At 41.9% G+C, this 26,199-nt stretch carries 26 protein-coding genes and 1 pseudogene; 10 read left to right on the top strand and 17 right to left on the bottom strand.

Annotation, left to right across the window (positions count from 1 at the left end):
* Nucleotides 1–6: 6 nt before the first annotated feature.
* The 5 genes from DESDE_RS08370 to DESDE_RS08350 form a co-directional block, all read right to left on the bottom strand.
* Nucleotides 7–2,211 (bottom strand): molybdopterin-dependent oxidoreductase, encoded by a 2,205-nt coding sequence (locus DESDE_RS08370; protein ID WP_014793603.1) that lies wholly within the window; start codon nucleotides 2,209–2,211, stop codon nucleotides 7–9.
* A gap of 236 nt (nucleotides 2,212–2,447) precedes the next feature.
* A complete protein-coding gene (locus DESDE_RS08365; protein ID WP_014793602.1) occupies nucleotides 2,448–3,113 on the bottom strand; it encodes a TorD/DmsD family molecular chaperone in 666 nt (221 codons plus the stop codon).
* Nucleotides 3,114–3,164: 51 nt separating this feature from the next.
* Entirely contained in the window at nucleotides 3,165–4,370 is a 1,206-nt protein-coding gene (gene nrfD / locus DESDE_RS08360; RefSeq protein WP_014793601.1) for an NrfD/PsrC family molybdoenzyme membrane anchor subunit, read from the bottom strand.
* A gap of 17 nt (nucleotides 4,371–4,387) precedes the next feature.
* Nucleotides 4,388–5,008, bottom strand: coding sequence for a 4Fe-4S dicluster domain-containing protein (locus DESDE_RS08355; RefSeq protein ID WP_014793600.1), 621 nt, complete (start codon nucleotides 5,006–5,008; stop codon nucleotides 4,388–4,390).
* Nucleotides 5,009–5,021: 13 nt separating this feature from the next.
* Complete coding sequence (locus tag DESDE_RS08350; RefSeq protein ID WP_014793599.1) at nucleotides 5,022–7,394, bottom strand: molybdopterin-dependent oxidoreductase; 2,373 nt, start codon at nucleotides 7,392–7,394, stop codon at nucleotides 5,022–5,024.
* A 307-nt stretch (nucleotides 7,395–7,701) separates the two neighbouring features.
* Here DESDE_RS08350 and DESDE_RS08340 point away from each other — a divergent pair, with 307 nt between their 5' ends.
* The 5 genes from DESDE_RS08340 (at nucleotide 7,702) to DESDE_RS21605 (ending at nucleotide 12,204) form a co-directional block, all read left to right on the top strand.
* Nucleotides 7,702–9,768 carry a molybdopterin-dependent oxidoreductase gene (locus DESDE_RS08340; protein ID WP_014793598.1) on the top strand — a complete coding sequence of 689 codons (2,067 nt, stop codon included), beginning with the start codon at nucleotides 7,702–7,704 and terminating at the stop codon, nucleotides 9,766–9,768.
* A gap of 4 nt (nucleotides 9,769–9,772) precedes the next feature.
* A complete protein-coding gene (locus DESDE_RS08335) occupies nucleotides 9,773–10,372 on the top strand; it encodes a 4Fe-4S dicluster domain-containing protein (protein ID WP_014793597.1) in 600 nt (199 codons plus the stop codon).
* Complete coding sequence (locus DESDE_RS08330) at nucleotides 10,365–11,606, top strand: PucR family transcriptional regulator (protein WP_014793596.1); 1,242 nt, start codon at nucleotides 10,365–10,367, stop codon at nucleotides 11,604–11,606. Before DESDE_RS08335 ends, DESDE_RS08330 begins: the two co-directional genes overlap by 8 nt.
* 114 nt (nucleotides 11,607–11,720) lie before the next feature.
* Complete coding sequence (locus DESDE_RS21610; protein ID WP_148269912.1) at nucleotides 11,721–12,017, top strand: hypothetical protein; 297 nt, start codon at nucleotides 11,721–11,723, stop codon at nucleotides 12,015–12,017.
* Between the two features lie 16 nt (nucleotides 12,018–12,033).
* Nucleotides 12,034–12,204, top strand: a complete 171-nt coding sequence (locus tag DESDE_RS21605) for a hypothetical protein (protein WP_148269911.1) — start codon at nucleotides 12,034–12,036, stop codon at nucleotides 12,202–12,204.
* 267 nt (nucleotides 12,205–12,471) lie between these two features.
* Here the strand turns inward: DESDE_RS21605 and DESDE_RS08320 are convergent.
* The 3 genes and pseudogenes from DESDE_RS08320 to DESDE_RS22735 all read right to left on the bottom strand — a co-directional run.
* A pseudogene (locus tag DESDE_RS08320) lies at nucleotides 12,472–13,527 on the bottom strand (IS256 family transposase); the annotation flags it as partial.
* 640 nt (nucleotides 13,528–14,167) lie between these two features.
* Nucleotides 14,168–15,265, bottom strand: a complete 1,098-nt coding sequence (locus tag DESDE_RS08310; RefSeq protein ID WP_014793595.1) for a hypothetical protein — start codon at nucleotides 15,263–15,265, stop codon at nucleotides 14,168–14,170.
* 311 nt (nucleotides 15,266–15,576) lie between these two features.
* Nucleotides 15,577–15,699: a hypothetical protein gene (locus DESDE_RS22735; RefSeq protein ID WP_014793594.1), complete on the bottom strand. Its 123-nt coding sequence runs from the start codon at nucleotides 15,697–15,699 to the stop codon at nucleotides 15,577–15,579.
* A 431-nt stretch (nucleotides 15,700–16,130) separates the two neighbouring features.
* On the opposite strand from DESDE_RS22735, the gene DESDE_RS21105 reads away from it, so the two are divergent.
* Nucleotides 16,131–16,391, top strand: coding sequence for a DUF3006 domain-containing protein (locus tag DESDE_RS21105; protein WP_345787843.1), 261 nt, complete (start codon nucleotides 16,131–16,133; stop codon nucleotides 16,389–16,391).
* 167 nt (nucleotides 16,392–16,558) lie between these two features.
* Nucleotides 16,559–17,692: a hypothetical protein gene (locus DESDE_RS08305; RefSeq protein WP_014793593.1), complete on the top strand. Its 1,134-nt coding sequence runs from the start codon at nucleotides 16,559–16,561 to the stop codon at nucleotides 17,690–17,692.
* 51 nt (nucleotides 17,693–17,743) lie between these two features.
* On the opposite strand, the gene DESDE_RS08300 is transcribed toward DESDE_RS08305, so the two are convergent.
* From DESDE_RS08300 to DESDE_RS22865, 3 genes are read right to left on the bottom strand one after another with little or no spacing between them, the layout of a single operon-like run.
* Nucleotides 17,744–18,427 carry a DUF554 domain-containing protein gene (locus DESDE_RS08300; protein ID WP_014793592.1) on the bottom strand — a complete coding sequence of 228 codons (684 nt, stop codon included), beginning with the start codon at nucleotides 18,425–18,427 and terminating at the stop codon, nucleotides 17,744–17,746.
* 56 nt (nucleotides 18,428–18,483) lie between these two features.
* The gene (locus DESDE_RS22870) at nucleotides 18,484–18,810 is read right to left on the bottom strand and encodes a GyrI-like domain-containing protein (protein WP_345787840.1); all 327 of its coding nucleotides are present in this window, start codon (nucleotides 18,808–18,810) and stop codon (nucleotides 18,484–18,486) included.
* A complete protein-coding gene (locus DESDE_RS22865; protein ID WP_345787839.1) occupies nucleotides 18,810–19,295 on the bottom strand; it encodes a MerR family transcriptional regulator in 486 nt (161 codons plus the stop codon). The genes DESDE_RS22870 and DESDE_RS22865 overlap by 1 nt, the downstream gene beginning before the upstream one ends.
* A 198-nt stretch (nucleotides 19,296–19,493) precedes the next feature.
* Between DESDE_RS22865 and DESDE_RS08290 the strand changes: the two genes are divergently transcribed.
* Nucleotides 19,494–19,778 (top strand): response regulator, encoded by a 285-nt coding sequence (locus tag DESDE_RS08290; protein WP_014793591.1) that lies wholly within the window; start codon nucleotides 19,494–19,496, stop codon nucleotides 19,776–19,778.
* 191 nt (nucleotides 19,779–19,969) lie between these two features.
* Nucleotides 19,970–21,148 carry an ATP-binding protein gene (locus DESDE_RS08285; RefSeq protein ID WP_014793590.1) on the top strand — a complete coding sequence of 393 codons (1,179 nt, stop codon included), beginning with the start codon at nucleotides 19,970–19,972 and terminating at the stop codon, nucleotides 21,146–21,148.
* A 249-nt stretch (nucleotides 21,149–21,397) separates the two neighbouring features.
* On the opposite strand, the gene DESDE_RS08280 is transcribed toward DESDE_RS08285, so the two are convergent.
* A complete protein-coding gene (locus tag DESDE_RS08280) occupies nucleotides 21,398–21,778 on the bottom strand; it encodes a VOC family protein (protein WP_014793589.1) in 381 nt (126 codons plus the stop codon).
* Between the two features lie 45 nt (nucleotides 21,779–21,823).
* Nucleotides 21,824–22,150 carry a dimethylsulfonioproprionate lyase family protein gene (locus DESDE_RS08275; protein WP_014793588.1) on the bottom strand — a complete coding sequence of 109 codons (327 nt, stop codon included), beginning with the start codon at nucleotides 22,148–22,150 and terminating at the stop codon, nucleotides 21,824–21,826.
* Nucleotides 22,151–22,347: 197 nt separating this feature from the next.
* Between DESDE_RS08275 and DESDE_RS08270 the strand changes: the two genes are divergently transcribed.
* The gene (locus tag DESDE_RS08270) at nucleotides 22,348–22,677 is read left to right on the top strand and encodes a winged helix-turn-helix transcriptional regulator (RefSeq protein WP_014793587.1); all 330 of its coding nucleotides are present in this window, start codon (nucleotides 22,348–22,350) and stop codon (nucleotides 22,675–22,677) included.
* 111 nt (nucleotides 22,678–22,788) lie between these two features.
* On the opposite strand, the gene DESDE_RS08265 is transcribed toward DESDE_RS08270, so the two are convergent.
* From DESDE_RS08265 to ant(9), 4 genes are all read right to left on the bottom strand, one after another.
* Nucleotides 22,789–23,667 (bottom strand): SDR family oxidoreductase, encoded by an 879-nt coding sequence (locus DESDE_RS08265; RefSeq protein WP_014793586.1) that lies wholly within the window; start codon nucleotides 23,665–23,667, stop codon nucleotides 22,789–22,791.
* A gap of 538 nt (nucleotides 23,668–24,205) precedes the next feature.
* Entirely contained in the window at nucleotides 24,206–24,682 is a 477-nt protein-coding gene (locus DESDE_RS08260; RefSeq protein WP_158309863.1) for a DUF3841 domain-containing protein, read from the bottom strand.
* Nucleotides 24,683–24,876: 194 nt separating this feature from the next.
* A complete protein-coding gene (locus DESDE_RS08255) occupies nucleotides 24,877–25,206 on the bottom strand; it encodes a tRNA-binding protein (protein WP_014793584.1) in 330 nt (109 codons plus the stop codon).
* A gap of 155 nt (nucleotides 25,207–25,361) precedes the next feature.
* Nucleotides 25,362–26,150, bottom strand: coding sequence for an aminoglycoside nucleotidyltransferase ANT(9) (gene ant(9), locus DESDE_RS08250; protein WP_014793583.1), 789 nt, complete (start codon nucleotides 26,148–26,150; stop codon nucleotides 25,362–25,364).
* Nucleotides 26,151–26,199: the final 49 nt, after the last annotated feature.

Here is a 26,199-nt window from a genome sequence, read left to right as displayed (position 1 = left end):
CATCAATCAAGCTTTCGTGATTTGAACTAAATTTGTGTTATAGGTGGAGATTCCATCCAAATCACCAATCCCATCGGGAGCTAAGCAATTGATCGTATTTCCATCTGTATACTTATTCCAATAGCTCTTGAAACTCACTGCAACGCCTGCTTTAACTGCAGTATTGCTGACCTTCGCTTTCAGCTTGACCTGTCCCCTGTCATTTTGAATCACACAATAATCTCCATCTTTAATTCCCCTGTCTTCTGCGTCCTTGGCATTGACCGTGACAAAAGGCTCACCCAGGTTTTCTTTGATATAGGGGACATTATGCCATTGTGAGCTTAACAATTGCGGTGAAGCCGGGGTCAAGAGGTTAATGGGGTATTGAGCAAATAACGCTGGAGAACCTTCCTGACTCTCCTCTTCCGGTAGATATTCTGCCACAGGATGCAACCCTGCTTTTTTGATACTCTCAGAATAGAATTCAATTTTCCCCGATGGAGTATTAAATTTGTGGTCACTAAAGACGTTCCCGAAATCTACCTTAATCCAGTGATTTTTCCTCAGGTTCTCATAAGTGATCTCTTTAAAGATGGGCTTATTCAAAATCCCTTTCTTGATGATATCGGCCGATGTTTCATTGAAACATTCATCAGTGAAGCCCATTCGTTTGGCCAGCTCATTAAACAGCTGCACGTTGGATTTGGATTCTCCCATGGGCTCTAGCGCTTGTTCGCTGTACCGGACATACCACCCAAGGTAATCGGCAACGACATCCTCAAATTCTGTGAAATGAGCAGCGGGGAGTATAATATCAGCATAATCTGCGGTATCCGTCATAAACACTTCGTGGACTACTGTGAATAAATCTTCTCTCTCCAATCCTTTCTTGATCATGTTCACATTGGGTGCCGAAGGAATCGGATTCCCGCTGAAGCAGATCAATACTTTAACCGGAATCTCCTTAGTGGTCGGAAGCTCTCCCGCAATCGCCTTTCCTAATTCATTCATGTTAATGGTTCGCGTTTTGCGAGGAGCCAAATCAGGTCGCTTCGTGTAATTGTTGTCAAAGGGATAATGGCTGTAGTTAACATAGCTGAATCCCCCACCCTCTACGCCGACAACTCCCATCAGGGCAGGGAGAAACGAAATAGCTCTGACCATAGCCCCGCCATGAGTCCTTCTTTCAAAGCCAAAGCCCATTCTAATAATCGAGGGCTTAGCCTGGGTATACATCTTCACAAACGCCCTTATTTCTTCTTCAGTAACTTCACATATCTGAGCCACCTTGCTCGGCGGATAGTTCTGGACTTGTTGTTTAAGCTCCTCGAAACCCATCGTGTAGTTTTCTACAAAGTCCTTGTCATAAAGATTCTCATTGATAATGATATGTTGTACGCCCAAGGCAAAAGCGGCATCTGTTCCCGGTTTAAGCTGAATAAATAAGTCAGCTTGTGAGGCCAGGGGATGGCGATGGGGATTAACCACAATGAGTTTGGCACCATTATCCCGCGCTTGTTGAATGAATTTCACGGAATGGACGTTGGTATAGGATTCATTGGTTCCCCAGGTAACATAGCACTTAGTTTTGGCAAAGCTTTCCGGATCAATCGATGAGAAATCGCCATAGGTATAGGGCAACGCCGCCTTACCACCGGTATTGCATACCGTTCTGGTGATATTCGTCGCTCCGATCTTATTGAAAAACCGCCAGGGAACACCATGCTGATGGATAAACCCGATCGTCCCCGAAAAATTATAGGGCATGATCGATTCCGAACCGTATTGGGCGATTGCTTCATTAAGTTTTTGGGTAATCGTATCATAGGCTTCATCCCAGGTAATTTTTTCCCATTTTCCTTCCCCTTTTTTACCGGCACGCTTAAGCGGATGTAAAATACGGTCAGGATGGTAAAGCACATTAATGTGGGTTTGCCCCTTGACACAAGGTGTACCTGCCGTTATGGGATTCTTAGGATCGCCGACAATCCTGACGATCCGCCCATCGATTTTCTCCCCAATCAAAGAACAGGAATCATAGCAGTTGCGGGGACAGGTAAGCGTGGTCAAGGTTTTTTCTCCGGTCTGGACACCCATTGTACTCTTGCTGCCCGAATTTTTGTTCGTACATGCAGTCAGGCCAAATAGACCCATACTTAAGCCCAAAGCTGTTGAACCTTTTAAGAAACTGCGCCGACTAAATCCTTTGCCACCTTTTGAATCAGTCATTTAAGTACCTCCTCTTTTAACAAAATAACTTCAATTGTTATTCGACTAATTATTCGTTAATTCGCCAACAATGACCTATGTCATTAACTCCAAATAAAGGGGGGTTCCGTTGTGAAAATGCACATTATCGCTTTCTCATGTCTTGAGTTCCTATAAATAGCGGCATATAGCGAAGCAATCGATTCGCTATATGCCGCATTACTTCAGACGCCTATATAAGCTATTAGCTAAGTCCTCTAGTCCTGAGTCAAAAACTCATGCAAAAGTTCACGATCCCAGATGAGAACCCCCCAAATCAGCTCGATTAATCCTCCATAGTAGCCTACACTGCCATTTTGTTTGGCATCCCTGTAAAGCTCGGGAATCCAGGAAAGCAAGTGCTCATCAATAAAGGCTGCCTGTTGAGCAATCCTTGTCTTTTGCTCCGCCAGATCCTGCACAACAAGCAAATTCTCACTCATCATGGCTAAAGCAAGCAATTCAATACCCATGTGATCTTCAGGCTGGTGGTTTTTCTCTGCTATTTCCAACCCGTTGTCCGCAAGGATTTTCCTCACTTCATACGTTGTTCTTGAAAATAGCAGTTGCTCTTCAGTCCGATACACGGATTCCCACGGCGGGGCTTTGGGCCGGCCAGGTCCCAAAAAGAGGCTGGTGTACTCCGCCAAAACTTCTTGTCGAGCCTCATTTTGCAGCATATTTTTAAGGTCTGCCGTACATTTTCTTAGTTGCTCCAGCCCGGACTCCATCTGCCGATTAGCCGGCTCTAAAGGAAAACTTCCCCACAGCCCTCCATTTAAGGGTGTTGTCGCTGCTTCTGAGGTTGGCTCCAACAGGCAATTGCCAAAAAACTTATACAACTCGGTTCGCAACTTCCAAACCTCAGTCCAGGAATAGATCATGACCAACCTCCCTCCTTTCTAACCATTTTGCCGTTCATTCTCTTCAGTATGTTATTTGTTCTCCGCTGCTTGTCCTTGCTTCACCGTTGGTATGAAGTCGGCTCTTCCTAAAAGGAACCGGCTGCTGAGGTAAGAGAAGAGCAAGGCACCCATGGACAGCATGCCGATGATGATGGCCAATTCAACCCAGGTTGGCGCATAACTGCCATGAAGGGACCACATATCCCCAATAGTTTCAGTAAATTTTCCATAGGTAACACCGGGAGCCCCTTGAACATTAGGATGGATAAACGAGGAAAACAGCAACCAGAAGCGTTTGCAAAATACTCCTAAAATCACGATTGCCGAAGCAAAAATAACATAATTCGTATTCTCTCTGTTCTTCTTAAATACCAGAATCATAAAGGGCAGGATAAAGCCAAGGATGATTTCCCCCCAGAAAAACGGAGCAGCAAACCCGCTGGTCATTTCCCTTAATACAGCCATGGTCGAGTCTCCTCCCGGATAAAGCATCGTCAGAACCTCCGAGAAGACGAAAAAAGCATCAACGGCAACACAGGTAACGAGAAGGCCGGCTAAAGTCCCAATCAGTTTTTTCTCCACTGCAAATAGTTTCAATCTGTTCAAGGCCAACAAGGCGATAATCAATAAGGCCAGTCCTGAATCCAAGGCCGAAGCAACGAATAGAGGTGCCATCAGAGCACTGTGCCAGCCTGCGCGGGCTATCTGCAAACCAAAAATCCAAGCTGTGACGGAGTGGACCAGCACTGCCGTCGGCAGGGCGATTCTGGAAATAATCTTTAACTTCCTTTCATCGGGCTCAGATCGGCTCATGAAATAGAGGTAGACCAGATTCAGCGCTAGGTACAAGGTGATGACCACCACATCCCACATCAAAGGAGAACGAAATTGAGGATGCAGGATTAAATTGTAAATCCGCCACGGACTGCCAATATCCACAATAATGAATATCCCAGCGATAATAATGCAGACCGTAGAAAGAATGACTGCCGGTTTCGCTACAACTTTAAAAGACGGAATATTGAATACCGTTGCCGAAGAAGACACAATCAGACCCCCGGCGGAAAGACCAACAAAGAGCATGAACATCGCGATATAGGATCCCCAGGAAACAACATTATTCATTCCTGTTACGCCAAGTCCATTGACCAGCTGGAAAGCCCAAGCTCCTAACCCCATAAGAGTTAATAGCCCCAAGACAACCATTCCGATAGTTAGGTTTCCCTTTTTATCCATCTAATTACACCTTCCTTCTAGCCCAAATAATATACTTGCGGCTTCGTCCCTTTTTCCGATAAAAGTTGCTGCCCATTCCTCTCCCGAATTAAACGGGAAACTTCACTTTCCGGATCATTCAAATCACCGAATTTCCGAGCTCTAGTCGGGCAACACTTTACACACATGGGTTCTAATCCTGTGTCGGTACGTTCCTTGCACAATGAGCATTTTTCCATTACACCTACTTTACGAATCGGCACGTCTTTATCTCCATAATTAAAGCCAGGGTCACGCACCGGTGCCTCCCAGTTAAATACCCGGGCATTATAGGGGCAGGCAGCCATGCAGAAACGGCAGCCAATGCATCTGTCGTAATTAATCACTACCCTGCCCAGCTCATCTTTGTAAGTAGCACCTACCGGACAAACCTTAACACACGCTGCATTTTCGCAATGCTGGCAGGCAATCGGGAGGAAGCTCTTTTGCAAATTCGGGTATACTCCTGCGCTAGTATCATACTCTTCCCCGCCTTCTGTGAGCACACGGTTCCATAACATACCCATGGGAACATTATTCTGCATCTTGCACGCGTTTGCACATGTTGTGCATCCCGTGCAGCGTTTTAAATCAATCACCATGCCTAATTTTTTTGCCATCTTTCTTCACCCCCTAAGCTTTCTTCACTTCAACCAAAGTATCATAAAAAGGAAAGATCGGTCCGTATTTCCGCTTAAATCCACGGGGATTAAAGGCATCATTGATTACATTATTCATATCTCCTTCAGGCATATCTTTAGACCACCAGCCTTCTTCCATCCTGACTGCCCCTGACCGCAGATCATTCATAATCTTGCAGCGGGCTTTAAATTCACCCCGGTCATTGAACACCTCAACGAGGTCTCCATTTGCCAATCCCCTACTCTTGGCGTCAAAGGGGTTGAGTTCCAGCCTTGGCTCAGGGCAAAACTGCCTAATCCAGGAGACTCTCATGAACTGGGAATGAACATGGAACCGGGAACGATACTGAGCAAATTGCAGCGGATACTTTTGCCTTAACTCAGAGTTCATTTCCGCGGGTTCTTCATATGCCGGTAAAGCTTGGTCGAATTCTATCATTTTTTCATTGTAGATCTCCAGTTTAGTAGATGGCGTTTTATATATCTGATCCTTGGAAGCTATATAAGGTTCTGTCGGGCAATTCAAACGCATAATGAAATTATTTGCTTTAAGCGTTTCCACCGTGATTCCTTCCAGGAAAGGATGGGGAGAACTCAGCTGGGCTCTTATATAATCTTCCGGGGTTTTGGGCATGTATTCTTCAAATCCTAATCTGGCAGCCAATAACTGTTCGATCTCAAAATCGCTCTTGCTTTCAAAGAGGGGTTCGATTACTTTTTCGGAAAGAAGAGCATGATTTCTGTTCAATTGGAATCGAGTGATATCATAGTTGCTCTCAAAACAGCTGCCGATAGGCAGTACAATATCGGAGTAAGCTACGCTGAGATTGTCCCATACATCGACCGTAACTATAAATTCTAATTGTTCTTTGAACCATTTTTCGGCTTGATGGAAATTAGGAAAATGCTGCTGGAAGCTGTTCCCAAGGTTGAGAACGGCTTTTACAGAATTCGGTCGAGAACGCATGAGGGCAGTAGGCATTTCCATTACACCGGTCTTGAACTGAGGCGGCAACGGCCATGGGGCAAGCGGTGTAACATATGCCCAGCTGATTCTATGGAACAGGCAATTGCCTACACCGCCGCCTGTTCGCCCGAAATTACCGGTCAGAGCCCCGAGGATAGCCCCGGCATGCCCGAAAATATCGCTATTGGAAATCTTCTCTGCGCCGCCAAAGCCCCAGGCCAGACGTGCCGGACCGCCTGTAGCATATTGCCGGGTTAAGTCTATGATGGTCTGTTCCGGTATTTCTGTAGTCTCAGCAGCCCAGGCTGGTGTATATTGCTTTGTTTGTTCCTTTAATGCAGAGAATACAGTTTTGACCTGCATCCCGCCGACAGTGAATTCTCCCTCTAATTTAGGTTGAATTCCAGCGGCGTTATAAGGCTGCAGCGAATCGCTAACCTCATCCCACACCATGAACGGATTCTCATCAGGCCCGTCGGCAGAGTCGTTTTGCCGGAGCAAGTGCTGATTATCCGCTCTGATTAAAAAGGGCGCGGATGTATTCTTCTGCAGGAAGTCGGCTTGATACCAGCCATTGGCAAGGATAATGTTAATCATACCCAGGAGCAGAGCCGGATCGGAACCTGGCTTGATCGGAATCCATTGATCGGCTTTTGACGCTGTAGTACTGTAATTGGGGTCTACGACAATAAGTTTGGCACCTGCTTCCTTCGCTTCAAAAACGAATTGGGAATCAGCTACCGTCGTTTCAAAAATATTAACGCCTATCATGATGATCGTCTTAGAATTGACCAGGTCTGTAATCTCATGATGAGAATAACCAAAAGGCGCTGTGCCTGTTACTTCCTCATATCCACTAGCCATTCCGGTATCAATCGAAGTTTCGAGGGCAATTGGCATTCCTAACAATGATGATAAAAGCGGCATTGCATATTCCTGATTTGCCGAAATCATTTTCAAAATGGATTTGCCGCCATATTGGCTGTGCAATTCTTTAAATTTGTCCGCAACCGTTGTAATAGCCTCATCCCAAGAGATCGGAACAAATTTGCCTTCGCCCCTTTCCCCTACTCTTTTCAAAGGAGTTTGGAGACGGTCAGGGCTATACACCCGCTGCAGTTCGCTCAGCCCACGTGTGCAGAGCACGGAATACCGGTGATCCGGCCAATCATTCGGTTCAATCTTTACCAGCTTGCCGTCCCGCACTGTGCATTGATACGCACATCGGCCACCACAGCCCGGGGGGTGGTACGTATAGGCTATCCTTTCTCCTGAATCGCTTGCCGCGGTGGCGGGGCGCAACCATTTGTCGGCAAAGAGCAAGCTGCCGGACAATCCCAGTGTTGCTGTTCCAGCCACACCACCCTTAATGAAGTTACGTCTCGAAATGTTCATCATGATTTTCCTTTCTTTTCGGTATTAAGTATTAAAACTTTCGCTAAAGCTATTTCGTTTTTATACTTTCTTTCTCTTCTGTAGGAAAATCCATGAATTGTCTCTTTTATTTGTAAAAAGCACAGTGGCTCCCTTGTTAATTCCCCCCTCGTTACAACCTGTGTGGAAATGGACATTTTAAAGGTGTCCGCATTGTGATAAACCACATTATCACTTTCTTGGCTCCTGAAAGGGTGAATTCGCCAGCAGATTCTGATAAAATAAGATGAATTTTTAATATCTTCCCCAAATAAATGGAGGTATCCATAAGATGTCTCAGACCTACTGTAATGTCTGTACAGCCGATTGTCCCGCATCATGCCGCCTCCTAACCGATGTCGTCGACGGCCGAATTATCAACATAAAAGGAGATCCCCGCGATCCTTATACCCAGGGAAAAATCTGCGCCAAGGGTTATGCGCTGAAAGAACTGGTCTACTCTCCCTACCGGGTTCTTTATCCTCTTAAACAGCAAAGGAAAGGGAGCGGAAATTGGCAAAGGATTTCCTGGAAACAGGCTTTCACGGAAATCGGGAACAAGCTGGTTGAAATCGATCAAGAGTATGGCAGCCTATTACCTGTCAGCATGAATAAATTTTTGGGAACTACAGGCCTTTTAAGCCAAAGCGTAGAAGGCCTTTTTGGCTCCTTGGGACCGATTACCACGCTTTTAGGCAACCCCTGTGTATCTGCTGGAACTGATGCTTTCATTCTAAATTATGGTGCACTTAAAAAGCCCCTTCCTGAAGACATGAAGAACTCTCGCCTCATTCTCATTTGGGGTGCGAATCCGGCTTGGACGACCATACACCAGATGCGTTATATTTTTGGAGCTCAGGATGAAGGGGCAATGATTGTGGTGATTGATCCCATCTTCACCTCAACAGCTGCCCGCAGTGATATTTATTATCGGATACGCCCGGGAACAGATGGTGACCTGGCTCTGGGGCTTGCCAAAATCTTAGTTGAGGAACATCTGGTCGACCATGAGTTTTTAAATAATTTCACCTTTGGCTGGCCTGAATACCGTAATTATATAGAAACCGTCGATCTCAACCATGTTTCATCTTCTACCGGTATTCCCATCACCGAACTGTACGAGTTAGCACGCTTGTATGGTACCATCAAACCCGCAACGATCAGGTTGGGACCTGGAATTCAACGAGGTCCCTCCGGCGGACAAAACGCCAGAATAATTGACAGCCTTGCCGCATTAACCGGTAACATCGGCATTTCTGGCGGTAATGTGCATTATACTTCCTATGAACAGTTACAACATGCCGGTAAGTACGGCAAACTCCGTTTGCCCTACGGAGTAAGACAGCGTTTATCAGAAAATAATACTGACAATCGAATTCTGGGGACCGATTGGTATACTCATTTGGATACCCTTGATCCGCCTATAAAGTTCCTGTGGGTTGCCGGACGAAACCCGGTGGCCCAGGACCCCGACTCGGCACAAATTATCCAGGCCATGAAAACTATTGATACAGTGGTTGTCGCTGATCAAACTCTCTCTGCCACCGCTCAGATGGCTGATTATGTGCTGCCTGTTTCTTCTCCTTTTGAATTTGAAGATGTCGTTATTTCATTATGGCATTATGGTGCGGCGATTAACCAACAAGCTATTCCCCCCTTAGGAGAAAGCAAGTCGGACTTTGAAATAATGCACGGGCTGGCTTCTGTGCTTCATCAGCTCAAACCAGGTTTAAGCTCTTTTCCCCTACACGGGGATGCCCGGGCATGGCTGACTCAAGAATTTGCTTCCCTCAATGATTCTCTGGGTATCACTGACTACCGCGAACTGGCCCATCACCCCGCCCGGGTGAACCTGCCGGCTGTCCCCTGGCAGGATCGTCAGTTTCCTACAGCCTCTGGGCGCTATGAATTTTTCTCCCATACAGCTGCCCTCCATCGGGCCCCTCCCTTGCCTATTCCTGTTGACCAGCCTGTATCATCATATTCCTATCCTTTTCGCTTAATGGTTGTCCGCTCACCTATTACTCTAAACTCTCAGTTTTATACTATCGATCTATTACGTCGTTTAGAAAACGCCCCTTTACTCCTCATGCATCCTGACACCGGCCGGCAAAAAAACCTGGCAGAAGGGGATCTGGCGAAAGTATATAATGAAATGGGTGAACTGGAATTGCCCGTTTCCTTCTCCCTCAGCCTCCCACCTGATATCGTCATCACTTATATGGGGATGGAGGATATGAACAACAAACTAATCAATACCCTGCTTAGTTTTGAGAGTACAGATTTAGGACAAATCTTTTCTGGAAGCCCTGGTATTGCTTATAATAATTGCTTCGTTAATTTGGTTAAGATGGGGTAGCAAAATGAATCAAAAAGGTTTTGTTTTTAATCCAAACCGTTGTCTTGGCTGCCGTTCTTGCCAGACGGCATGCTCTGTCAACCATAACTTGCCGCCAGGTATTACTCTGCGCAAAGTAACTGCCATTGAATTGGCAATGGAAGGGCGTCTCCTGAAATACTATCTTTCTTCATCCTGTAATCATTGTCTCAATCCTGAATGTTTTCGTTTATGTCCTAATCACGCCTACCGTAAACGGAGAGACGGTATTGTCGTTTTCGACGAAGGAAAATGCAAGGGTTGCGGCACCTGTATACGCAGCTGTCCTTTCGAAGCTCCTGTACTTCTCCCCGATACCGGAAAAGTCATCAAATGCGATTTATGCTTCGATAAATTGGAAGAAGGTGAGGAACCTTTCTGTATAGCGGCCTGTCCTGTCGAAGCTTTGCAACTCTTTGATCCCTTGAAACATCACGAGCACCTTTTGCTTAAGACCCTCCCTGGAATCCCCCGAATTCAGGTTACTCGGCCGGCAGCCCGCTATCACCCACTTAAAATAGGGAAACAGGTTGGCTTACATCTCCCGAACCATACTATCATGAAGGAAGGTGACCGTAATGACTAATCCCGGTGGCCTATTCTATCAGCTCATTCAAGATCTTGCCCAAGGTAAAGGTATACCTCACTTAATCTGGCGCTTATCTCAAATCCTTAATCGGCCGGTGCTGCTTACCAATTCAGTCCACCGTATTTTGGCTTGCCATGATCCCTTGAACCTCAATCTTAACTTAGATGAGTTCTTATATGTTCCCGATGTAAAAATCAATGAAGCTGATTTTCTAAACCGCTCTGAGCACATTCTGCATCATGCTCAATTCACTTTAAATAATCAGATCTTTCCCTTTGTCTATTTGCCCTTGCTGACCGGAGATTATTGCTTGGGCTATTGTATTGTCCTGGACACCACCCCCGTTACCAATGCACTAAAGCTAAAACCTCTGTCTGCAGAAGACAAGCAAACTATCTTAGATGCGTCTATGCCCTTGCTTCTCTCACTGAAAAGCAGCTGTGAAGACAGCTTAAGACAAGAACAATACCGGGACGATTTCATTCGCGATATCCTTTACAACAATTATGACTCAAAAGCGACTATCCACGAAAAGGTGAAATCCTGGGGGTGGAATTTACAGGGATCCTTGCTTGCCTTAGTTATTGACCTCCCAGATAAAGATTTTAAAACGGCCCGGGAAATACTGCCCCGCTTATTTAACCACTCCTCACCGATCAGTGCTTATATCAACCTTCAATTGGTGGTTATTCTCAATATTAACGGATTAAAGAAGGCAAAGCTTAAAACTTCCTTGGCTAATTTTATTAACAGCTTTCTCGACCGGCTCGCTGACCACGGAAAAAAACGTTCCTCAATCGGTGTGGGAATAGGCTCAGGAGTCCCTTCTGTCACAGATTTATATAAAAGCTATCAGGAAGCCAAGGTTGCCTGGGAATTAGGAAAAGTCTTTGATCATAAAAGCGTTTGCTACTTTGAAGAGATGGGGTTTCTTAAATTTATCTTTACTCAGCCGGCCAGGGAACTGGAGGAATTCAGCCAACGGGTTCTAGGTCCTCTGATTGAATACGACCAAGCTGAGAATACAGGATTGCTGGACAGTCTCAGGGTCTTTATCGAGTATAAATGTCAGATTGCCGAATGCGCTAAAGCACTCTATGTTCATGAAAACACCCTGCGTAACCGCATCAAAAAAATCGAACAAGTAACAGGCTTCGACCTGCGCCGAGTTGATCATATGGTCAATGTTTATATTGCCTTACAAGTATTGAACTTGGGCAAAGATGATTAAATAGAACAAATAAATAAGGGAAGGAGATTTTCACACCGAAAACCTCCTTCCCTTATTTATTCCGACATAGACCGTTGATTCACCCAAAGAGTAACATTACACAGACTTCAGGAAGTGACTTTATTAAATTTATCTCGCCGAAAATGCCTTGACGGAACACTTACTTTAGGTGGAGCCATAACTTTAGAGGCACCAGTTATTCATGGTTTATGCCGCACCAACAAGATAAAAGCAGCTCGAGCTGCTAAGGAAAGAATTGTTCACATCACTCCTGATCCAAACTTCTATTTGCGTCCATGTCTGCGGGGAGTATCCCGCCTCCAGTGGACCTATCATCCCGACAGCCTGAAATACTCGATGAAGCGAGCCGGCGAAGGGGGTTCAGGGGCAATGGGAGCGAGTTTCATGTAAAGAAGCCTTAGACCTGGTGGCCAACACTCTGGACAGCACCCGGTCTAAATACGGACCGAAGTCCATCCTTTTCGCAGGAGAGGTAGTCTTTGCTGTTCCGCTCAAGCTGAAGGAAAAACAACCATGGTGGGTACCCGGTGCAATACCTGGGATACCTTATCTAACTCCCCGGCTGATCATTAATTAGGGACATGGGTAATTATTTTACGGCCGTCAATACAACGCAACACTATCGGGTACTGTCAATAATCTTTCGCAAATTTGATTTTCTGCTTGGCAGTAGGTTTATATATAACCCCAGGGCAAGACTTGATATGGGGGTGACGGATGCTACCCTTAAGAACGGGGATGGGGCTTACCCAAAAGGAATCCACCTTTTGAGCCCCATTCCACGACCCATTGGAGCATCCGGCACGGGGTCCCATGTCAAGTCTTCCCCAGAGTTGATTGGTGATTAACCAGCATCAAGTTGGTTTTCTTTATTCATCTCTTCCAAATGTTTCATGCTCATGTATTGTTTTGTTCCCCAGGCTTTGCTGGCTACATGTCGTAGTCGAGCACAAACCAGCATGAGAGCTGAATTACCGTCCGGAAAGGTACCGACAACCCGTGTTCTGCGACGAATTTCCCGGTTTAATCTCTCAATGACGTTATTACTCCTAAGCTTTGACCAGTGAGCTTGTGGAAAATCCATGTAGGTCAGAGTCTCCAGAATGCTATCTTCGACCTTTTTAGCAGCTTCTTTCAGCTTCATATCCCGCAGTTTATTGACGACCGCCGTTGCCTTTTCTTTTGCCGCAGCTTTGTCTTCTTGAGCATGAATGGCTTTTAGCATGGCCGCCACTTCTTTCATTTTTGAACGCGGTGTTACCGAAAATACATTACGGTAAAAGTGAACGTTGCAGCGCTGAAATTTTGCATCAGGAAAGACTTCATGGACAGCTTCTAAGAGCCCTAAGCATTTATCTCCGATAAATAACTGGGTTCCAGAGAGGCCCCGTTCCTTTAAGCTTTTTATGAATTCTTGCCAGCTGGCTTTGTCTTCCTTCATTCCTTCGCTGGCTCCGATCACTTCTCGGTATCCGTCTTCGTTGACTGCATCGCAATCAGGATGGCGACGTTCTCATATTCTCCACCCCAGTTACGCTTAAGATAAATTCCGTCCAAGTAAACGTAAGGATACTTTCCTTGCAGAGGGCGGTTACGCCAAGTGTCAATGTGCCCGTAAACTTTCTTGTTGAGTTGGCTGACGGTCCCGTCGGATACTTTGGTCCCCCATAATGCCTCAGTGATATCCTCCACTCGGCGAACAGAGGACACCCGCTAAATACATTTCAATCAGTGCTTCTTCTACGGAGCTTTCCCGCCGCCGATATCGTTCAATGATGGCTGTTTCAAAGGCTACCCCTTTTAGCTTCGGTACTTTAAGTTTAACCTCTCCGGAAGTAGTGACCAGGTTCCTTTGATAATGACCAGACCGATATCCCTTACGGTCTTCTGAACGCTCGTACTATCGCATAACGGTTCTCTCTGGCTGTTGCAACTTATACAGTGATGCTATAAAACCGCCTATGTACGATCTAAGAATTCCTTACCAAGCGTAAGGATAGCACAAAAATAAGACACTCTGCAAAATTTGAGCAAGAGTGTCTTTGATGAACGTATACATATTGGACATGAACGCTGACTCCTATAGATTGAAACAGAGGTTGGAAACTAAACTTGGCTCCATTAATTGAGCACAATGGCTCAGTTTTATATGAGCAGAAGTGGTTCACTTTTCATGATCCTAACCACTTTAACACAATTATAAACGATCTCAATGATGGTAAAGGCCAGGCCTTGGACAACATTAGAACTGAATGTTTTATCCTAAAGAGTAGCATCCGCCATCCCCATATCAAGTCCTTAGCTAGGGTCACGGCCATTATACTGATGATCATATCAAGCGGAAATCAATTTGCGAAAAACTATTGACAGTACCCTAAAACCCGGGATACAGCCGTATTACCTACTTTCGTTCTATCAACACGACACACTCCACATGCCTTGGGTACAAAAAAGATGTCATATAGAGCAGATGATTCCTTGGTGGAAATGATCATTAAGTTCAAAACTAATCAATATAGCATTGATTTTTTATCGCCATATCAATTATACGGAGTCCAATCCGTATTATAATCATCAATAATTTTATTATAAATTTGTTTGCATCGTATCAAATCATTTGTCCATATATCTTTATTGCCATTTTCCAGTTTGCAAATTACATTTTTAGTTATTATATCTATGCTTTTTAAATGTACTTGATTGTATCCAGAAAACATATTCATATAATCATAAAAATGGTTAAGATAGTCTTTTGCTACATTTTCTTTAGTGCTAAAAATTTCAAAATAACTTGAGGCCATTTCCATAACAGGAAGTATCCTACCATACTCTTCTTTTTCCATACATTCATTTAAATAGAAAATAAACATTTCCATAGCACTTTCTTTTAATTTGTAAGATTCATCTCTAAATAGAGTCTGTATATCAAGATTAACTGTAACATCATCAAATTTTTTTATATCGATATCAGATAGGAGTCCAAGAGAATTTATCTTCCTATCAATTAATAATTTATTATCAAACACCTTATTTTGTCCTTCTTTAAAACTTAGGTTAAAATTTGTAATTGAAGATGTCACTATGTATTGATTAAAAATATCACTTCTTAAACTAAAAGGTTCTTTTATTTCAGCGAGTATATTTGAGCTGTTGAAATAATTTCCTTGATTACATTCTAACATAGCATATAATGCTTTTTCATTATCATTAAGATATTCACTATTTTCATATAAGACTTTTCTTGCAAGTATTGAATTCTTAGATTGGTTTACTCCAAGCATAGACATAGTGTAATAATATTTAGTATCAAATAAACTTTTATTTATATCGTAAACTTTTTCAAAATTACTAAGTGCATCCTTATAATTTTTATCGGAATAATACTTTTCTCCGATACGATAATATTCTAATGCTGCTTGATCAGATTCATACTGTCGCTGATGCCAATTAATATATGAATCTTTTATCGTAAGCATTGTTGCAAATAGAGTAATTAAAAATATTAAATCGCCGACTATAAGAAAAGTTGGATGTTTAATAGACAATGAGCAGCGCCATTTGTAATATTTACTGCCTGAAATAGAATCACTCATACTGCTCTTAGTTTTCTTTTTGGATTTACTCTTAATTTTATTCATCAAAGATTACTCCAATCAATGTATTACTATTATCTACAATGTGTTAAGCAGCGCTCTATATGACTTGAAGATACAAAAAGGATGTTGCTTCTCTCCGGTGCCCCTTAGCGACAGAATACATTTCAGAAACAGTCGCCTAGGCAGGCTATTTTTTCATCGATTTGGCATCTGCCTTTTCTTTCAATTAAAGTAAATTGTAACGATTCGATCTCTTAGACTTTCGGGGTATTTTCCATTTTCAAATATCATACTTTTCTTGGATATATTTCATCAATAAATCTATATTTCTTTTCTTCACTTTTATAGATATTTTAAAGCAAATTCTTGTCCACTTTTTTATCGCTAACATAAAAAACTCTGGCGTTTCCGACTTCTCCCAATTCATTTATTTTTTCAAACCTAACATCCCAAACATTGCTTTTTTGCTTTTCCATAATGATTACTCCCTATCTATAAAATAGTATTTTGCCAACCCTTGATATTATAATAAATATACCATAATAAAAGGGATTTCGTAGAAAATTCTGCATATTCATCAGTCATTCTTGAGCAACCTTTTCTCCTGTAAACCATTCTTACGGAAAATCAAAACGAAATGCCAAAAATCTGAATTTCGTCAACTTCATTCCTGACTATTTCTTCATCATAATCTCCGTTCTGGCAAATTACTTCGCTCAAAACATCTATTTCTCTTTACATGGTTATTAGCTTTTACCATGAAAACTCCTTCACCGTTGACAACAGGTAGACAATGCCAACGGTTTTTTCTTTACATAAAACATAACCTTTTATCGAAAAGAAGGAAATCGCCAGCCGACGATGAAGATTCCTTCATACTATAAAGGAGGCATTATATACATCATAGATCGGTTTCGAAGAAGATTTTGCTGTAGTAGAAACTGATGATCGCCAAATCTTTAACCTCCCCCGCTTACTCCTGCCTACTGGGGTCAAAGAGGGTGATGTTATCTTCACCTCAGTGGCCGTGGATCCAGAAGCTACTAAGTCCCGCCGCGAACGGATAAACAATATAAAAGCCACTCTTGGCGGTAGGGAATATTTCAAAAACGGTCACTGCTATTGGCCTCTTTTTAACGATGGTACCTGCATTTACTTAACAACTTGAAGAAATTGTAAGCAATCTGCAATTAAATAATATTATCAAATTTGGGCGAAAGAGGAAAAATGCAATTCGTCAGACCGACGGAACTTTGACCGTCAATAATTTTGAACAAAACCCTTATCATCTTATGGTGGTTGCCGAGAAATAAAATGCAAAAAAGGAGTAAAAAAATGTCTTATAAATCAGTAACAAAGTTATTAACAGGGGTACTGGTGATTGTCTTAATAGCTTCTTTAATAGGCTGCACACCGAAATCCAACCAGAATGGAGATAAACCTGGAGAACAAAAAGGTTTATCGAAAGAGCAGATTACGACGGCACTCTCGTCTCTAACGGATGTCCAGAAAACAACCTGGTCTCCCGATGAAAAAATGGTAGCTTATATCCAGGCAGGGAAGCCAGACAAGAACGGGGCCGATGAGGCCTATCTTTGGAAGGTCGGAGAAGAGGAGGCCAAATTAGTCCGTGATGTTAAGCCGACGACCCTTGGTTTTTCCTGGGCACCTGACAGCAAACATGTCCTCATCAGTGAGAAGCTGGGAGAAGGGGTCGAGAGCAGCATCATTATCGTGGATACCTTGCATGAAGAATCCTATAAGATGAAGAGCATGGGCATTCCGGTCTGGAGCCCAGACAGCCACTCTCTGGCTTATGGTAATGAAACCCATGAACATGGTCCCAGGTGGGGTTCCTTGGAAGTATATACTTTGGGGAATCCGAAGAGCGAATATATCTGGAAAGCTATTGATTACCTGTACAAAGTAGAGTCCTGGAATCAAGAAGGCGATATTGACTACACAGAAGTAGATCCGCAGGGGAAGGAAACCAAAAAAACCACTAAAAATATCCGGCCGGATATCTCGGGTGTACACCTTGGAGATACCAAAGCTCAGGTGGAAGCGGCCTTGGGTAAGGGGTATAAAGAGACTGCTCCCAGCGGAGAGACAGGACATTTCCCGGAGCAAGTCTACCGATGGGATTATGACGGCTATAAGGTTTTCATTGGTGCTGAATCGGGAGAAGTATTAGAAATCACGGTTGAATCGCCAGAGGCTGCGACCAATTTGGGAATAAAAATGGGAGATACGTCAACCAAAGTATTCGAGGTTTACCGCCCCAAATATATCGAGCCTGTGAGCATCCATGGAGGCAAAATTTATGGAATGTTTAAGGTCGAAGGTGCAGCAGCTTTGTATTTTCAATTCGATCTGAAGGAAGAGCAATCCCTGGCAGATATTAAACCGGATAATAAGGTCGTCCGAATGATTCTGACTTATCCTGAAATATTGGATGATTCGTTTTAAGAGTTTTTTTTGCAAAGGCAGACAGAAGATTAAACTGTCTGCCTTTGCCGTTTAAAATGATAATATTGCTTTTATGATAAACCACGCAACCGGTACAACTAATGCGGGCAGCATATTCAGCGCATTGCAATCCTTGATTTTCAAAATGGAAAGCCCTGAGCTCAAAATCAGAAATCCGCCGATCAGTGAGATTTCAGTGAGTAAGTCTGCGGTTAGAAAAGATGATAGGTATCCTGCAAAAAGATAGATACTGCCTTGCCATAAAAATAACACTGCCGCAGAAAAAGCGATCCCGATACCATACGCAGACGCTAAAACCAGTGACGTAATGAAATCCAGCGTCGCATTTGTATACAAATAAGTGTGGTTGCCATGAAGCGCGCTTTCCATAGGCCCTAAGATAGATAACGTTCCGATACAAAACAACACTATGGCGGTAGAGAGTCCTTGACCCAAGTTCCCTTTGGAGAAACGTTTTGTGAGCCTTTCAAATCTGTCATACAAATTTAAAACAGTGCCAGCTAAACTGCCGATTGCAAAACTGATGATAAACAATACGGGAAAAGTGCTTTTAGGCATGTTCTGGACGATTGCGTTTATGCCAAGGCCGCATGCGGCAAGTCCCATCGCGTTATACAATGCGTTTTGATATTTTTCCCCGATGCCTTTTTTAATGCCGCCTCCAATCATACTTCCGATCAGAATAGCAAGCGTATTTACAATAGTACCTATCACAATAAAACCTCCTTCATCACAAACAATAAACCCTCCAATAATTGGAGGGTCAAGGTTTATTTATATGGAATTTGTATCTCGGTGATGAATTTCGAGGGATCGTTGGTAAGGCCGTAATCAATCAATGCAAATTCAAGGGAATCTCCTGCGATCACATACCCTCTTTCTTTCATATATTGAAGCATTTTGATATATGAAGCCTTCGCGTCTTTATGCGTACCTCGAAAGCGCAAAGTCAAATAATTGCCTCCCGGCAGGCAGGACAAGTTTTCGCCGCGGTTGTCCTCCGGTTCAATGACGACAAAAACAGCAGAAAACTTATTAAATTTACCTCCCTGAAGATCAGGGCTTGAAATGGAAACGCCTACTTTTCCGAGAAACATCACTGCATGGAGAGAATTGCGCTTTGCCATTCACGGATCGGTTGTTCCAGGTCGTCCGAAATGGAGAGCTCTTTTTTTAGTACAGCTATTACTCTGTCCTTTAGGGTACGCTCTTCTATTTTATCAAATTCAGTTTGAAATGCATCTTCAATTTGCAGTAACCTGTTTTCAAGTTTCCTTTCGATTCGATCCAGCTGTTTGCGTTCTTCTTCTACTTGCCGTTTTTGCTCCTCGAGAATTTTAAGCATCTTTTTATCATCACGATTTTCAAAAAACTCACGGATTTTGGGCAAAGGCATGTTTAAAGATCGGAGATAATGAATTGTGTTCAGGCACTCAAATTGACGTGTGGAATAATAACGGTATCCATTTTCTTTATTGACGAATTCGGGCTTTAGCAAAGATATCTTATCGTAATGACGAAGGAGACGGACATCTATATTAAAAAGCTTAGAAATTTCTCCTATTGTAAACAATTCATTCATAATAACCTCCGGTTCTTAGACTTATTAGTGCTTTCGCCATATTATATCACCCTCCTACCCTTTGTATTTCATTTTATAGTTGATATCAGCTTTGTTCATTTGTGACCGCAAACACTGTATAGTAAGAAAACTCGATCTAACAAAAATCTAACATGGCTTTTGCTAAGATTAAATCTAAAAGCAAAGGAGGCAACGGCCTTGAGAATATTGCTAGTTGAAGATGAAAAGGGGCTGTCCGGCTATATCGCCAAGGGACTAAAAAACGGCTACGCAGTGGACGCGGTTTATGACGGCGAGGAAGTGTTGTTTGAATATGAAGTAAATGAATACGACCTTATTGTACTGGATTTGAATTTGCCGAAGAAGGACGGGTTGGAGGTTCTGCGGAGAATTCGAGAAAAGAACGCCGACATAAAAACACCTAAAAAACAGGACCGAAAAGCACACTTTTTCGACCCTGTTTTCCCCCTTTTTTGGGCTTAAAACCACTATATATAGTGGTGAAACCGTCTTATTTGCCGTTACTTCCTTGACCCGGCTGGCTGAAAACGTGAACTTTTCCTCCATGAGCTTCACAAAAATATAGGGCCAAGAATAACCTGAAAGGCTACTCATAACTTTTCCTTACTTCTGGAATACTAAAATATTATTAAAACTCACGAAGGGTGACAAGAATGGAAAAGTCCGCAATTATCGGTAAATCAATTGAGCCAGTAGGAAAAATCACGATATCTTGTGACAAATCACAAAGGATTTTAGTATGTGGAAAAACCGGAACAGGGAAATCTTATACCCTAGGAGTTCTAATTGAAGAACTCTCGAATTTTGGCGAAGATATAGTTCTAGCCGTAGACCCACAAGGAATCTTTTGGACTATGGCTGAACCAAACCAAGTAACAGAGGCTACCGATAAGCTGCAAGAATATAATCTCTTGCCAAAAGGTTTTCGTGTTAACTTACTAGTACCGGGTGACCCGTTAGAACGCTACGGTTCGTCAGATATTATTTCAGAGCTGGCACGACGCGGATTATTTGTTCAAGGTCTTAGACTAAACCCATCAGATCTATCCCCTGAAATGTGGTGTGATTTATTTAATCTTGATATTAATGAGTTACAAGGAATTATGCTTTTCAAGGCGGTTAGGTTGTGTAAAAAGAAATTAAAAAATAACTTCCTGATTCCGAACATTGCTGATCAAATTATCAAGCTTGACGGATTAGATAAGACCAAAGAAGCTCTCCTTCGCAAGTTAGAAATGGCCGAAGACTGGCAAATATTCGAGGAACACCAGTACAGAGAAATTTGGGAAATCCTCCAGCCCAATGCCATTAATATCCTTGATCTTAGTGTAATCGCTCAAGGACGTTACGGTTTACGTAATTTGGTTGTCGCCGTATTGGCCAACTTTATATTTGAAAAGAGGACTATTGCTAGAAGACGGGAAGAGTTAGGATTGGCTACAGACATGAGGAAAGTTTGGTTATTTATTGATGAGGCTCATAACTTCTGTCCAAGTGGTAAGAGTACCTTGTCTAAGGAAATTATTATTCGCTGGGCTAAAGAAGGTAGACAACCTGGATTATCATTGGTTGTTGCCAGTCAGCAACCATCCGCCATAGACTCAGAGGTTCTTACTCAATGTGGAATTCGTATAATACACCGTATTACTTCAAAAGAAGATTATAAGGCAGTCAATGCATTGAGTCAGGATTTTTTAGACGATAGTTTAGTATCACGAATAAAGAACTTAACTGGACCTGGCCAAACCATAATGATTGATGATGAAAAAGAAACCGCTGTCCAAGTTTTAGTAAGACTGAGACAAAGTAATCATGGTGGCGGGAGTGCTTAACGGCACTGTGCAAGGCCATTTTGCCATTTATCATCATATTACATTCAAACGGTATATTGAGGGTAACTAATAAACCTGCAAGACGTTGACCCCGCCCAAAAAAACAGGCTGCATTTTTCAGCCTGTTTTTGTTCATTTTTTGCTCAAAAACCACTATACGGCATCATTATTACACTCTCAACGTGCCTTGAGGAGGTAAAAAAGATGCCATCAAGACTCAGTGGTTTCTTGGCGGTATCTCTACATTTTTTATCCTCTGAACTCAATTAATTCACCGTCAGGGCCTTGAAAAACAACTCTTTTCCAACCTGTTTCCTGAGGTGTTCTGGGCTCGGGAATATGTGGTTCAGTTACGACCGGGATCCCTGCGTTTTTAAGCTTTTGATAATCCGAATCAAAATCATCGCTAATGAGACAGAAATGATACCCCCTATTCTCCCTTTCATGTGTCCAATGTTCAAACTCTAACACGGTATCGCCCAACTGAAGATAAACAACCTTTTCAAGGTTCGGTACCCCGGGAACATCGTGTTCAAAATACTTTTTAAACCCAAAGTTCTTTTCATAAAAGTCAATCGACTTTTGTCTGTCTTTTACAGAAAGAGCAACATGGTCTATTCGTGTAAACATTAATCAACTACCTCCTGTACTCAATCGAATTCTTATAAATAGGGTTTAATCCTTTTGGGAAGTGTTGATTTTAATTTGCAACACAACCCAATTGGAAGAACTGGTATTATTGAATCCATGTGTCTCACCATTAGGCGAGAAAATTATATCCTTTTCTTTCAGAAGCATTTCTTCATTGTTTATTGTGATTGTACCTTCACCAGAAATTACATAAAAGACTTCATCGATATCAGAATGCTTATGATCAGGTGTTGTTTGCCCAGGGGTATAAAGCAAAAGTCCTGTATCCAGCCTGCCTTCCTTGAATATTCCCTTACGAGCGCTTTTTTCAGTTGAAAAATCAAGAATATCGCCAATATTAATTTTATCCATTACTTATTACTCCCATTCTTTTTGAAATTAAAAGTTAATCTTCAGCTATCATTAGCAATTTAAATCCAAATCAAGCTTAAAAGTTACTGTTGTATGCTCACTATAATAGTGTTACTAACCATTTGCAAGAAGGCACTATTTTGTACTATACTAACCAAATAGTAAGTATTGAGTAATAATTGACTGGAGTGATAATAATGCCATGTGATAAATCATGCCCTATTGAGCATACAGTCAACTTGATCGGGCACAAATGGAAGGTGCTTATTCTAAGAAATCTATTCAATAATGGTACACAAAGGTTCAGTGACCTCAGTAAAGGTATCAACAGAATAAGCCAGAAGATGCTGACACAACAGCTTCGGCAGATGGAGGCCGATGGGATAATCTATAGAAAAGTTTATCCGGAGGTACCACCAAAGGTCGAATACTCTCTTACGGTGCTGGGAAAATCTTTAAAACCGGTTTTGGATGCAATGAATAGTTGGGGAATAGAGCATCTAAAACACAGTAATCAGGATCAGTAAAATAATGAGAGTCTTAACAAATTTAGTTAAGACTCTCATTTTTAACAAAAGCGTTTAGATAGTTCCTATAGCAGCGATACAGTCCTACCCTAGAAGATAGTTAAAAGTTTATCAGTTTTTCTCCTCAGATACTCCATATCCCTCAGGTGCAGGAATAGCTTTTTCAGAGGCACGGCTAACTGCCTCCCATTCCTCCCAAGTAGCTATCCGTGCCTTTAATGTGTCCATCGCTAAATCGTAAACCACGCTGCCAAGGATAAGCCTCAAAGGAGGATTATTACTGGCTACTAATTTCATAAGGGCTTCCGCTGCCAGGGAGGGATCACTATCTACTGAATCCTCGGAATACTGTTTGGCCAGTTCTTCGCGAAGTGTCCCGTATGAATCCAATGGATTGCTGTAATTCATCGCAATGTACAAATCTGTCCAGTACCCTCCTGGTTCTACCATGGTAAGTTTCACTCCAAAATGTTCAGCTTCTTTTGCTAAAGCTTCACTCATTCCTTCCAAAGCAAATTTACTTGCACTGTAAATGCCAGACATCGGACCTGAAATAATGGCACCAATACTAGTAATCTGTATGATATGTCCAGAACGCTGTGACCTCAAATAGGGCATCACCGCCTGGCAGACCCAAAGAGCTCCAAAAAAGTTTGTGTCCATCAGTTTTCGAGCATCGGATTCGCTTAGTTCCTCAATCATACCTAAAGTCATGATGCCCGCATTGTTAACAACAATATCAAGCCTGCCAAAATGTTCAATTGCTGCTTCAACCGTAGAAAAAACAGCCTTCCTATCTGTAACATCGAGGCTTAATGGCAGCAAGGTCTCTTGATATGAATCTTTTAGCTTTTCCAATTTATCAATAGTTCTAGCAACTGCTACAACTTTATCTCCGGCCTTCAAGGCAGCACATGTGAAAGCATAACCAAGTCCCTTACTTGCTCCAGTAATGAACCATACTCGTTTATTTTCAATTTTATATGTCATAGATATTCTCCTTTACTATTTAACTTCATTAATAATTGTTCAATATTGGAATTATGCATTGTCAATCCACTCTTATCTAGCGTATTTTGAAAACTCCCTTTCAAGGAAAATAAAAAGCACAGGCTATTTACTGCCTGTGCTGATATAATCGGGAAAAGTATGCCATATTATTCATAAATATCAACACAAAATCAACCGTTCCTTACAATAGGAGAGGCTTCATTTGTTATGACAAATATAATAAATAAGGTGTCACGTATGGACAGACTTATCCCGATTATCTGCTATAGGCAGATTTAAAAGAAGACTGCATTGAATTGCAATGTTCTCTTTATCGGGAAAAAATCAACACACGTAACCCCTCCATTCAAGTACTATAATCAAAAAATAACATATGAATTCCTGAAAGTCAATGTATGCTTTTTGGTAGGATAGTTTTTGGCCTTTCTAGCCTGTAACACCCCATTATTTAGCAATGAATACCTCGGCTTTAACAACCTACTCAAGCCTTACTTGCCATAAGGTTGCTTGAATCGACTTAGTTTTCAACTTTCCGTATAGCCCACCCTTCATCTTCTTTACTCAAATTAAAAATTTGATCCCAACTTTTAACGATTCTATCCCTGAGCAAGAGCATTTCGTTGCTCTGTATTTGAAAATCCGATAGATCATGCCATGTAAATCCCGCATTTGTATAAGTACTTTCAAAATCAGCATCATCCTCTTCGTCGGAAGGTAAGTACCAGTAATTTAAGGGATAATGAAACAAGTCAAAGTCTGAAAGAAGGACATCCTTATCGTCAATGTCAATCGTTAATTGGACGATCTTCTCACCGCGCTTTGCATGGCCCCCTTTTCTCATATCCCGTCTTTTTCGTTTACCCTCCCATTGATACCATGCCCATACAGGGTAACGAATGCTATCTCCAGCCGGATAAATATCCGCTTCGATCATTTTACGCGTCATCCAGTCATAAGCGTAACGAAAGTCATTGACAAAACAAATGACTTTCATTTGCGGTAAGTATTCCATTTTCAAGCAGCTTTTGATAAGCAGGATAATGTTGGATTGTCCATAAAATCATTGTCTAATACCTTTTATATTCAGTATTTATGTGTCACTTGGGCAATTATAAAGTGCGGTTCCATGAAACGCACTTTCTCCGTATTGCTCATATTCACTAATCCACATTTAAAGAAGACTATGTATTAACCTAATCTATCACCTTTTTTAACAGGTTGCTCAGGTTTAATTAATACCACTCCTTGTGATGAATAAACTCCTAATACTAATACTTCTGACATGAAATCTGCAATTTGTCTTGGAGGAAAATTTACCACTCCTAAAACTTGCTTACCTATAAGCTCATCCTTTTTATAGCATTCCGTAATTTGAGCACTTGACTTCTTTATACCAATTTCATTACCGAAATCAACCCATAATTTATAAGCCGGTTTTTTCGCTTTTTCAAAAAATTCAACTTCAGTAATTTCTCCAACTCTAATATCTAATTTCATAAAATCTTCAAAAGTAGCCATGGAAATCCTCCTATTTTATATTTAATACGCAATATACTACTGATGTGCATCATATAAATAATTCATCTCAAATGGCATTGGACTTTATCCGCTTAAGCCTAATATCCCCTTTGAGTCAGATGTTTTTTTAACCAATTCTAAATATTGATAACTGATTAGATATTAAGACAAGACTCTATGGACTTTTTCATATAATTAACGAGTGAAGCCACCTCGGACTCCAGTCTTTCCCACTTATCAACATACTCTCCTCGATAGGCTTTTCTAGCTAAATCGAGTAAAGATGCAGGCTCAGTGGGTAATTGAGGTATTGCCCATTCTGCTGCCAGATCTTTTGAGCTAATTTCACCGGTAGAGGCTGTCAGCCACATTCTGGCTAAAGTTAAAATCACATTGCGTTCGTCACCTTTAATATCCGCTATCAACCCAGGCAAAGATTCTTTAATGGCTCTTCGAATATCTGTCATAGGTACATGTTCAAGTATTTCTGTTGCTTTTGGTCCAGAAAGATTAATGCTATTTTTTCTTACTTGAGCTAATAGAATTGCTAAATCTGGGTCATAAGTTGGTTGAGGAATTTCTCCCTTTTCAAACTGCTCTCTTAGCCACTCACCATACATAAAATCATATTTGGGAGGAAAATGCCAAGGAACAGCATCTTTTTGATTTATGACTGTAACTTCAAGTGGTCTTATAGCATTTGTGTTTCCTATTTTCCCAGATATAAGCATTAGCCTATTTGTAAGATCTATTCGAGTTCTTTCAGATAAACTATGATTTGTTACCACCAAAATATCTACATCGCTATTAATGCGTAAACCTTCCATTACAGCAGAACCGTATAAATATACGCCAACTAATATACTATCAAGCAGCTCTTCTATAATTTTTAATGCTTGAATTGCTTCTTTCGGTATTTTTTTGTTATTCAAATCTATACTCAATTAGACTCTCCTTCTTATCTACTATACACATCAGGCCAATTTGGCCCGA

This window comes from Desulfitobacterium dehalogenans ATCC 51507 (assembly GCF_000243155.2).
Lineage (GTDB): Bacteria > Bacillota > Desulfitobacteriia > Desulfitobacteriales > Desulfitobacteriaceae > Desulfitobacterium > Desulfitobacterium dehalogenans.
Note: the sequence above shows the minus strand (reverse complement) of the source record. Positions and strands in the feature narration are given on the sequence as shown.

What these genes read in the sequence shown, in the direction of transcription:
- DESDE_RS08255 (WP_014793584.1), bottom strand. Translation starts at nt 25,206, where the DNA reads ATGGCTACTTTTGAAGATTTTATGAAATTAGATATTAGAGTTGGAGAA.
- DESDE_RS08280 (WP_014793589.1), bottom strand. Translation starts at nt 21,778, where the DNA reads ATGTTTACACGAATAGACCATGTTGCTCTTTCTGTAAAAGACAGACAA.
- DESDE_RS08355 (WP_014793600.1), bottom strand. Translation starts at nt 5,008, where the DNA reads ATGGCAAAAAAATTAGGCATGGTGATTGATTTAAAACGCTGCACGGGA.
- DESDE_RS08270 (WP_014793587.1), top strand. Translation starts at nt 22,348, where the DNA reads ATGCCATGTGATAAATCATGCCCTATTGAGCATACAGTCAACTTGATC.
- DESDE_RS08350 (WP_014793599.1), bottom strand. Translation starts at nt 7,394, where the DNA reads ATGATGAACATTTCGAGACGTAACTTCATTAAGGGTGGTGTGGCTGGA.
- nrfD (WP_014793601.1), bottom strand. Translation starts at nt 4,370, where the DNA reads ATGGATAAAAAGGGAAACCTAACTATCGGAATGGTTGTCTTGGGGCTA.
- DESDE_RS08365 (WP_014793602.1), bottom strand. Translation starts at nt 3,113, where the DNA reads ATGATCTATTCCTGGACTGAGGTTTGGAAGTTGCGAACCGAGTTGTAT.
- DESDE_RS08370 (WP_014793603.1), bottom strand. Translation starts at nt 2,211, where the DNA reads ATGACTGATTCAAAAGGTGGCAAAGGATTTAGTCGGCGCAGTTTCTTA.
- DESDE_RS08330 (WP_014793596.1), top strand. Translation starts at nt 10,365, where the DNA reads ATGACTAATCCCGGTGGCCTATTCTATCAGCTCATTCAAGATCTTGCC.
- DESDE_RS08265 (WP_014793586.1), bottom strand. Translation starts at nt 23,667, where the DNA reads ATGACATATAAAATTGAAAATAAACGAGTATGGTTCATTACTGGAGCA.
- DESDE_RS08305 (WP_014793593.1), top strand. Translation starts at nt 16,559, where the DNA reads ATGTCTTATAAATCAGTAACAAAGTTATTAACAGGGGTACTGGTGATT.
- DESDE_RS22735 (WP_014793594.1), bottom strand. Translation starts at nt 15,699, where the DNA reads ATGGAAAAGCAAAAAAGCAATGTTTGGGATGTTAGGTTTGAAAAAATA.
- DESDE_RS22865 (WP_345787839.1), bottom strand. Translation starts at nt 19,295, where the DNA reads ATGAATGAATTGTTTACAATAGGAGAAATTTCTAAGCTTTTTAATATA.
- DESDE_RS08340 (WP_014793598.1), top strand. Translation starts at nt 7,702, where the DNA reads ATGTCTCAGACCTACTGTAATGTCTGTACAGCCGATTGTCCCGCATCA.
- DESDE_RS08260 (WP_158309863.1), bottom strand. Translation starts at nt 24,682, where the DNA reads ATGAAAGTCATTTGTTTTGTCAATGACTTTCGTTACGCTTATGACTGG.
- DESDE_RS08310 (WP_014793595.1), bottom strand. Translation starts at nt 15,265, where the DNA reads ATGAATAAAATTAAGAGTAAATCCAAAAAGAAAACTAAGAGCAGTATG.
- DESDE_RS08285 (WP_014793590.1), top strand. Translation starts at nt 19,970, where the DNA reads ATGGAAAAGTCCGCAATTATCGGTAAATCAATTGAGCCAGTAGGAAAA.
- DESDE_RS08275 (WP_014793588.1), bottom strand. Translation starts at nt 22,150, where the DNA reads ATGGATAAAATTAATATTGGCGATATTCTTGATTTTTCAACTGAAAAA.
- DESDE_RS22870 (WP_345787840.1), bottom strand. Translation starts at nt 18,810, where the DNA reads ATGTTTCTCGGAAAAGTAGGCGTTTCCATTTCAAGCCCTGATCTTCAG.
- DESDE_RS08335 (WP_014793597.1), top strand. Translation starts at nt 9,773, where the DNA reads ATGAATCAAAAAGGTTTTGTTTTTAATCCAAACCGTTGTCTTGGCTGC.